We start from the raw sequence: 7,084 nt of genomic DNA on the forward strand, positions 1-7,084 counted from the left end.
GGGTTGCGGTAGTCGCGGGCGTGGCGGAGGTCGCCGGTGTAGGTGTCCCGGCCGGTCCAGTCCGGGAGGCGCGGGGTGTGGTTGTGGCCGGTGGCGACGACGACCGCGCCGCCGGTCAGTTCGCGGCCGCCGGTGGCGTGCAGCAGCCAGCCGGTGCCGTCGGGTGCGCGGTCGACGCGGGAGACCTCGACGCCGGTCACGATCTCGAGTTCGTGGTGCTCGGCGTACATCTCCAGATACCGCACCACGTCGTCCCGCGACACCCACCGCCCGAACCGGCGCGGCATCGGCAGCCCCGGCAGGGCGGACAGCCGCCGGGTGGTGTGCAGGTGCAGCCGGTCGTAGTGCCCCCGCCAGGACGCGCCGACCCGGTCGGACTTCTCCAGCACGACCGCACGAATGCCGTGGGCGCGCAGTGCGTAGGCGGCGGAGAGCCCGCCGGGGCCGCCACCTATGACGTAGACGGGGCGATCGGCGGGGGCTGTGGAGTCGGGCATGTCCCGGAGCGTACTGACGGAGCTCCCGCGCAGTCTCCAGGAACGGTCACTTCGTGGTGGCCGACTTCTTGGGGTTTCCCGGAGCGCAGTAGCTGACGTACCGTCAGGTCCATGGACACGATCTGGCTCAGCGGTGCGCAGTGGCTGGCCGTGCTCCGCATAGGCCTCGGGCTGTGGTGGCTGGAGAGCTGGCGGCACAAGGACAGGAAGGGCTGGTTCGAGCGGGGCACCGGGATCGCCTGGGCTGCGGACGTCGCCGCCAAGCACCGCTGGAACGCCGTGCGTTCGGGATTCGAGCTCGTCGTCGCGCCCCGGCCACGGGTGATGGCGTACGTCGTCGTGTATGCGGAACTCGCCCTGGGGCTCGGGCTGATCGCCGGATTCCTGACCCCGCTCGCCCTCGTCGGCGGGCTGCTCCTCAACGCCCTCTACTTCACGCTCATGATCCACGACTGGGCCGAGCAGGGGCAGAACCTGATGATGGCGCTGATCTCGACGGTGGCCCTGTTCGGGATGTCCTGGCAGGCGTGGTCCCTGGACGCGGCGCTGGGGTGGTTCGGGTGAGCGCGCGCAACGACGTCCGGTGCCGGTGGTTCCATTGAGCGCGCGCCACGACCAGCCGGAGACCGACGCCTTCACGCGGACGTACTGGGACGCGGCTGCGCAGGGTCGGCTGCTGGTGCGGCGGTGCGGGGCATGCGGGCGGGCGCACCACTACCCCCGGGAGTTCTGCCCGCACTGCTGGAGCGAGGACGTGACCTGGCAGGAAGCGAGTGGCCGCGGCACGCTCTACACCTGGTCCGTCGTCCACCGCAACGACCTTCCGCCCTTCCGGGAGCGCACGCCGTACGTCGCCGCGGTCGTCGACCTCGCCGAGGGGCCGCGGATGATGACGGAGGTCGTCGGCTGCGCGGAGGGTGAGCTGCGGGCCGGGATGGAGCTGACGGTCGCGTTCCGGGAGGGTGTGCCGGTGTTCCGGAGTTAGGGCGTATCCGGCGGATCATGCCGGAATCGCGGGGTCTGGCACGCCCATCTGCCGCGTTGTCGTCGGTCGCCGACTCCCCCACGCTCGACTTCTCCCCCACTCTCGACTTCGCTCGAGCGGGGGGACCCCCATGCGCGGGAGGGGCCCCATCGCGTCGACTCCCTCCTCCGCCTTGCAGCTGGACGCACCAGACCCCGCTCACCTGCGCCGATCAGTCACCGCCCCTTGGAGCCGACCTGATCCGCCGGACACGCCCTAGCCGTAATTCCGGGTGAGTCGCCACGGCTGACGGGATTGAATGGGCCGATGTCCCTCATACGCGCCCAGTCCTCAGCCGCCCGCCCCTTCCCCGAGCTGAACGGCCACGGTCTGCGCCTGTGCCGCTGGGACCCTTACTCCGACGCCGATGCCGGGACCTGGCTGCGCGGGCTGTCCGATCCGGAGTTCCAGCGCTGGAACACCCCCCTGAAGCCGGTCACGGACCTCGACGACGCCCGCGCCTCCCTCCGGGCCAAGGCGGAGAACTGGGCGAACGGCACGAGCGCGTCGTTCCGCGTCACGGACGCCGCCACGGGCACGACCCTGGGCCATATCGGCGTCAACGAGATCGACCACGTCTTCCGTGTCGCCCGTGTCGGCTACTGGATCCTCCCCGAGGCCCGCGGCCACCGTGTCGCCACCCGCGCCCTCACCCTGGCCGCCCACTGGGCCCTGACGGACCTGGGCCTGCACCGCCTGGAGCTGGGCCATGCCCTGGGGCACGACGCCTCCTGCCGTATCGCCGAACGGTGCGGGTTCCCCTACGAGGGGACCCTGCGCGGAGCGATGTGGGAGGCCGGGCGGCGCGACGCGTTCCGGGACGTGCACCTGCACGGCCGTCTGGCGACCGACCCGGCGGTGGAGCCATGACCGCGGGCCCCGGCCGGCGTTCCGCCGAGGATCACGGCCACAGCAGCTGACGGCTCCAGCCGTCCTCCGTACGCCGGTAGGCCAGCCGTACGTGCCGTCGTCGGGCGTCGCCCTGGAAGAACTCCACCTCGTCCGGCTGAAGGCGGTAGAGCGTCCAGGTCGGCACCAGGGCGTCAGGGTCGTCCTGCGCCCGGGTCCAGGCCGCCTCGGAGGCGAGGGTGAGTTCCTGAAGGGAGCCGAGGGGTTCGCTCTGGTGCCCGGTGAGCGCGGCCGCCAGAGCTCCGGTGGAGCGGGCGTGCAGGTCCGCCTGGCTCTCCTCGGCGGGGGCGGTCGTCACCGGGCCCCGGACACGGATCTGACGTCCCTGGACGGGCCAGTAGAAGGCCAGGGCCGCGTACGGGCGGGCGGTGAGGTGGCTGCCCTTGCGGCTGCCGGCATGCGTGGCGAAGGACCAGCCGTGGGCGTCGGCGCCGTGCAGCATCACGATGCGTACGTCCGGCCGGCCCTCCTCGTCCGCCGTGGCCAGGGACATGGTGTGCGGCTCGGGCTGGCCCGCCGCCACCGCCTGCGCGAACCAGCCGGTGAACAGGGGGAGGGGTTCGGCGGGTGCGGTGGCGGGGTCGAACGGCGGCAGCTCGGTGACCTCCGGGTCCCACACCCGCAGCGACCTCAGCAGCTCATGAAGATCCGGTTCCATGGGCCGAGTATCCCCGCATCGACGGAGCGCCCACGGAGTGGACCCCGCACCTACACCGTTCCGAGGTCCGAGGAGACCCACCGCTCGGGCCGCATGCGGATGACGACGTTCTCGCCGTGGTTCTTCAGCGCGAACTCGACATAGCCGTCGACCTTCTCGGCCGGGAGGTAGCGGGCGGAGACCTCCCGGAGCTGCTCGACGGTCGCGGGAGTGGTGTCGACGACCGGGCCCTCGACGGAGACGTAGCGGATGGTGGGTTCGACGCGGTCGACCATCAGGGTGAAGCGGCCGGCCGCCTTGATCAGCTGGTGCTTGCGGGAGTCGAGCCCGGTCATGATCCACACGTCGCCACCGGGTGCGTACTGGTACCAGATCGGCACGGTCAGCGGTGCCCTTCCCGCCTCCCCGTTCACCGCGAGCGCGGCGATGTGCGGCTCGGCCAGAAACTGCTCGCGTTCCTCACGGGACAGTGCCATGTTGCTCTCCTTCGAGTGCTCCAGGTCCGCGGATTCCGCCTGTCCGTGTCAGCATGTCGCGGGCCGTCCCGTATTCCGGGATGCGCAGCCGGTGAGTCGACACGGGACGGATTCAGCCACGCCCCAGGACCACCGTCCCCGAGGAGCAGAACCAGCCCCCCGTCCCCGAGACCACCCCCAGCCGGGGCAGCCCTCCGCCCCTGGCGCGCACCTGGCGCTCGCCTGCCTCCCCCCGCAACTGCCGCACCGCCTCCACCAGCAGGAACAGCCCGCGCATCCCGGGATGCTGGGCCGACAGACCGCCCCCGTCGGTGTTCACCGGCAGTTCCCCGCCCTCGACCCTGAGCCGCCCCTTCTCCACGAACGCCCCGCCCTCGCCCTTCCCGCAGAAGCCGAGGTCCTCCAGCGTCACCAGGGTCATGTACGTGAACGCGTCGTAGATCTCCGCGAAGTCGACCTCCTCCGGGTGCACCCCGGCCCGCTCGAAGGCCAGCCGCCCGCTCACGGCGGCCGGGGACACGGTGAAGTCGGGCCACTCGGACAGGGCGGCGTGGGAGATGTGCTCGCCGGTGCCGAGGATCCACACCGGAGCCGTGCGGCAGTCCCGTACGTACTCCTCGGCGGCCAGCAGCACCGCCGCGCCGCCGTCGGAGCGGATGCAGCAGTGGAGCTTGGTGAAGGGGTCGGCGATCAGTGGGCCGGACAGGACGTCGTCGACCGTGATCGGGTCACGGAACATGGCCTCGGGGTTGAGGGCGGCGTTCGCCCGTGCCTGGACGGCGACCTCGGCCAACTGCTCGAGGGTCGTGCCGTGTTCGATCATGTGGCGGCGGGCGGCCATGGCGTACTTGGCGATCAGGGTGTGGCCGTAGGGCACCTCGAACTGGAGCGGACCGCGGGCGCCGAAGGAGAGGGTGCCGGTGCGCCGGCCCGCCCTGATGTCCGCACGGGCCGTCGAGCCGTAGGCCAGCAGCACCGCGTTCGCATGACCGGCGGCGATCGCGTCGGCCGCGTGGGCCGCCATGACCTCCCAGGTCGAGCCGCCGACCGAGGTGGAGTCGACCCAGGTCGGGCGCAGGCCCAGGTAGTCGGCCACCTCCACGGGCGCGAGCGTGCCCGTGCCCGCGGAGGCGAAGCCGTCGACCAGCGCGCGGTCCAGGCCCGCGTCGGCGAGGGCCCGGCGGGCGGCCTGGGCGTGCAGGGTGTACGGGGTTGCCTGGTCCACACGGCCGCAGGAGGACAGGGACACGCCCACCACGGCGACTCTCCGGGTACGGGAACGCATGGATCTGACGGTACATCAGATAACTGCCACCTCGGCAGACCTGGGCACCTCCGGTCCGACGGCCTAATATGACGCGCCGTCAGATCAGGGAGGTCCGCCCATGGACGCCAGCTTCACCCCCGAGCAGGACGAGATCCGCCGCACCCTCCGTGACCTGCTCCGCCGCACCTGCGGCCCCGAGCAGCTGCGGGCGGCCCTCGACACCCCGGCCGGACACGACCCCCGCCTCTGGACCGACCTCGCCGCCCGCCTCGGCCTGCCCGGCCTCGCACTGCCCGAGGCCTACGGCGGGGTCGGCTGCTCGGTGACCGACCTCGCCCTCGCCACCGAGGAGACCGGCCGGGCGCTCGCCCCCTCCCCCCTCCTTGCCACGGCCGTCCTCGCCGCCCCCCTCCTGCTGGCCCTCGGCACGGACGGCCAGCGCGCCGGCCTGTTGCCCCGCATCACCTCCGGCCGCCTCACCGCCGCCCTCGCCGTACCCGGCGCGCACCTCGCCACCGCCCTCGCGCTGACCGGTGGCAACCGGGGTGACTGGGCGGGCGGCGGCCGGGCGGGAGGCGTGCAGGCGCGGCGGCGCGGGGGCGGCTGGCGGTTGTACGGGGAGGTCGGTCAGGTGCTGGACGGGCACAGCGCGGGGCTGCTCGTGGTGGCCGCGCACGCCGGGGGGTTCGCCCGTTCGCGGACCCTGTTGTTCCTGGTGCCGGGGGATGCCGCCGGGCTGGTCCGCGTACGGCAGACCGCCCTGGACGCGACCCGCCCGCAGGGCCGTCTGCAACTTCGGGACGTGGCAGCCGAGTTGCTCGGCGAGGAAGAGGCCGATGTCCTGGACGCCCTCGCCGCCGTGGGGAACACCGCCGCCGCCGTCCTCGCCGCGGAGGCCGTCGGAGCGGCCGACCGTGCCCTGGAGCGGACTGTCGAACATGTCGGGCAGCGGGTGCAGTTCGGGCGGGCCATCGGCTCGTTCCAGGCGGTCAAGCACCGCCTGGCCGACGTGTACGTCCAGGTGCAGGCGGCCCGCTCGGCGGCGTACTACGCGGCCTGGGCGACCAGCCGCGGTGAGGCCGTCGGCGGGCTCGCCCTCGCCCAGGCCCTCCAGGCGCTGCGCACCGCCGCGGCCGAGGGGATCCAGCTGCACGGCGGCCTCGGCTTCACCTGGGAGCACGACGCGCACCTGTACTTCAAGCGTGCCGCCGGCGACGAGCTGCTCTTCGGGCCGGTCCACCGGCTGCGCGCGCACGCCGCCGACGCGGCGGAGCTGTTCGAGGGGAGGGTGGCCGCGAACAACATGGCGGCGGGCGGTGGTCCACTTGGGTGAACCACCGCCCGCCTGACAGGACTTGGGGTTGGTAAAGGCGTCTTCCGTTGCTCCGGGCTACTTGGTCGGCTTCCGGCCGGTGATGCCCAGGTGCACCAACAGAGCCAGATTGGGCTTGAGTTCGGCCTGTTTGACGCCCCAGGACTGGAAGCCCTTCTGGTGCGAGGCGACCGCCGCGAGCATCGCGACGATCGAACCGGCCATCGCCGCAGGGTTCACGTCCTTGTCGACCCGGCCCTTGGACTGCAACTCGGCGACCGCGTCGACCAGGGAGTTGTTGACCGAGTTCAGGATCTTCATGCGGATCTTGTAGAACCGTTTGTCGCCCTCGGCCGCACCGAGGTCGACGACGCGCAGGATCGCGTCGTGCTTCCGCCAGAACTCCAGAAAACCGTCGACGAGTTCCTGAGCCGTCTGCCAGCCGGCCTTGCCGGTCCAGGAGCGGCCCGCCAGCAGCTCCGTCAACCCGGCGCCCTCGGCAGCCATTTCCTCGGCGATCTCCAGGACGGCGCCCTCGACGTCCGGGAAGTACTGGTAGAAGGTCGCGGGCGAAGTGCCCGCCTTCCTGGCGACATCGATGACTTTGACGTCCCGGTAGGGGGAGGAGCTGAGCATCTCGCTGAGGCAGTCGAGCAGCTTCTGCCGGGTCGCCTGCCCACGCCGACCGGCCACGCGGCCGTCGACGGTACGCACTTGTCCTGTCATGTCGTCAGCTTACCGAGGGGTGATCGGAGCGCTATTCGGCCGACTGCAAATGGGGTGCATGGGGGAAATGGGGGTGGTGTGGCTGGTGGGCGGGGTGCGGCTAGGGCCTGTCCGGCGGATCAGGCCGCAGGAAAACGGCGGCGCTCTCCAAGCGCAAGTGAGCGGGGTCTGGTGTGTGCAGCTGCAAGGAGGAGGAGGGAGTCGACGCGATGGGG

At 72.0% G+C, this 7,084-nt stretch carries 9 protein-coding genes; 4 read left to right on the forward strand and 5 right to left on the reverse strand.

Features of this window, described 5'->3' with window-relative positions; genetic code table 11:
• Nucleotides 1-497 (reverse strand): NAD(P)-binding domain-containing protein (locus tag ACTWQJ_RS43265; RefSeq protein ID WP_443311883.1); only part of this gene is annotated, 497 nt, incomplete at its 3' end.
• Nucleotides 498-608: 111 nt separating this feature from the next.
• Between ACTWQJ_RS43265 and ACTWQJ_RS43270 the strand changes: the two genes are divergently transcribed.
• From ACTWQJ_RS43270 to ACTWQJ_RS43280, 3 genes are all read left to right on the forward strand, one after another.
• Nucleotides 609-1,061, forward strand: coding sequence for a DoxX family protein (locus tag ACTWQJ_RS43270; protein ID WP_443311884.1), 453 nt, complete (start codon nucleotides 609-611; stop codon nucleotides 1,059-1,061).
• 34 nt (nucleotides 1,062-1,095) lie between these two features.
• Entirely contained in the window at nucleotides 1,096-1,482 is a 387-nt protein-coding gene (locus tag ACTWQJ_RS43275; RefSeq protein WP_443311885.1) for a Zn-ribbon domain-containing OB-fold protein, read from the forward strand.
• 306 nt (nucleotides 1,483-1,788) lie between these two features.
• Nucleotides 1,789-2,391 carry a GNAT family N-acetyltransferase gene (locus ACTWQJ_RS43280; RefSeq protein ID WP_443311886.1) on the forward strand — a complete coding sequence of 201 codons (603 nt, stop codon included), beginning with the start codon at nucleotides 1,789-1,791 and terminating at the stop codon, nucleotides 2,389-2,391.
• A 31-nt stretch (nucleotides 2,392-2,422) separates the two neighbouring features.
• On the opposite strand, the gene ACTWQJ_RS43285 is transcribed toward ACTWQJ_RS43280, so the two are convergent.
• The 3 genes from ACTWQJ_RS43285 to ACTWQJ_RS43295 form a co-directional block, all read right to left on the reverse strand.
• The gene (locus ACTWQJ_RS43285; RefSeq protein ID WP_443311887.1) at nucleotides 2,423-3,088 is read right to left on the reverse strand and encodes a pyridoxine/pyridoxamine 5'-phosphate oxidase; all 666 of its coding nucleotides are present in this window, start codon (nucleotides 3,086-3,088) and stop codon (nucleotides 2,423-2,425) included.
• Between the two features lie 50 nt (nucleotides 3,089-3,138).
• Complete coding sequence (locus tag ACTWQJ_RS43290; RefSeq protein ID WP_443311888.1) at nucleotides 3,139-3,564, reverse strand: pyridoxamine 5'-phosphate oxidase family protein; 426 nt, start codon at nucleotides 3,562-3,564, stop codon at nucleotides 3,139-3,141.
• A gap of 112 nt (nucleotides 3,565-3,676) precedes the next feature.
• On the reverse strand, nucleotides 3,677-4,849 hold the full coding sequence (locus ACTWQJ_RS43295) for a thiolase C-terminal domain-containing protein (RefSeq protein ID WP_443311889.1): 1,173 nt from the start codon (nucleotides 4,847-4,849) through the stop codon (nucleotides 3,677-3,679).
• A 100-nt stretch (nucleotides 4,850-4,949) separates the two neighbouring features.
• Here ACTWQJ_RS43295 and ACTWQJ_RS43300 point away from each other — a divergent pair, with 100 nt between their 5' ends.
• A complete protein-coding gene (locus tag ACTWQJ_RS43300; protein ID WP_443311890.1) occupies nucleotides 4,950-6,164 on the forward strand; it encodes an acyl-CoA dehydrogenase family protein in 1,215 nt (404 codons plus the stop codon).
• Nucleotides 6,165-6,221: 57 nt separating this feature from the next.
• Here the strand turns inward: ACTWQJ_RS43300 and ACTWQJ_RS43305 are convergent, their stop codons facing one another.
• Entirely contained in the window at nucleotides 6,222-6,869 is a 648-nt protein-coding gene (locus tag ACTWQJ_RS43305) for a TetR family transcriptional regulator (protein WP_443311891.1), read from the reverse strand.
• Between the last annotated feature and the right edge of the window lie 215 nt (nucleotides 6,870-7,084).

It is taken from the genome of Streptomyces sp. KR55 (assembly GCF_052245645.1).
GTDB lineage: Bacteria > Actinomycetota > Actinomycetes > Streptomycetales > Streptomycetaceae > Streptomyces > Streptomyces flavusporus.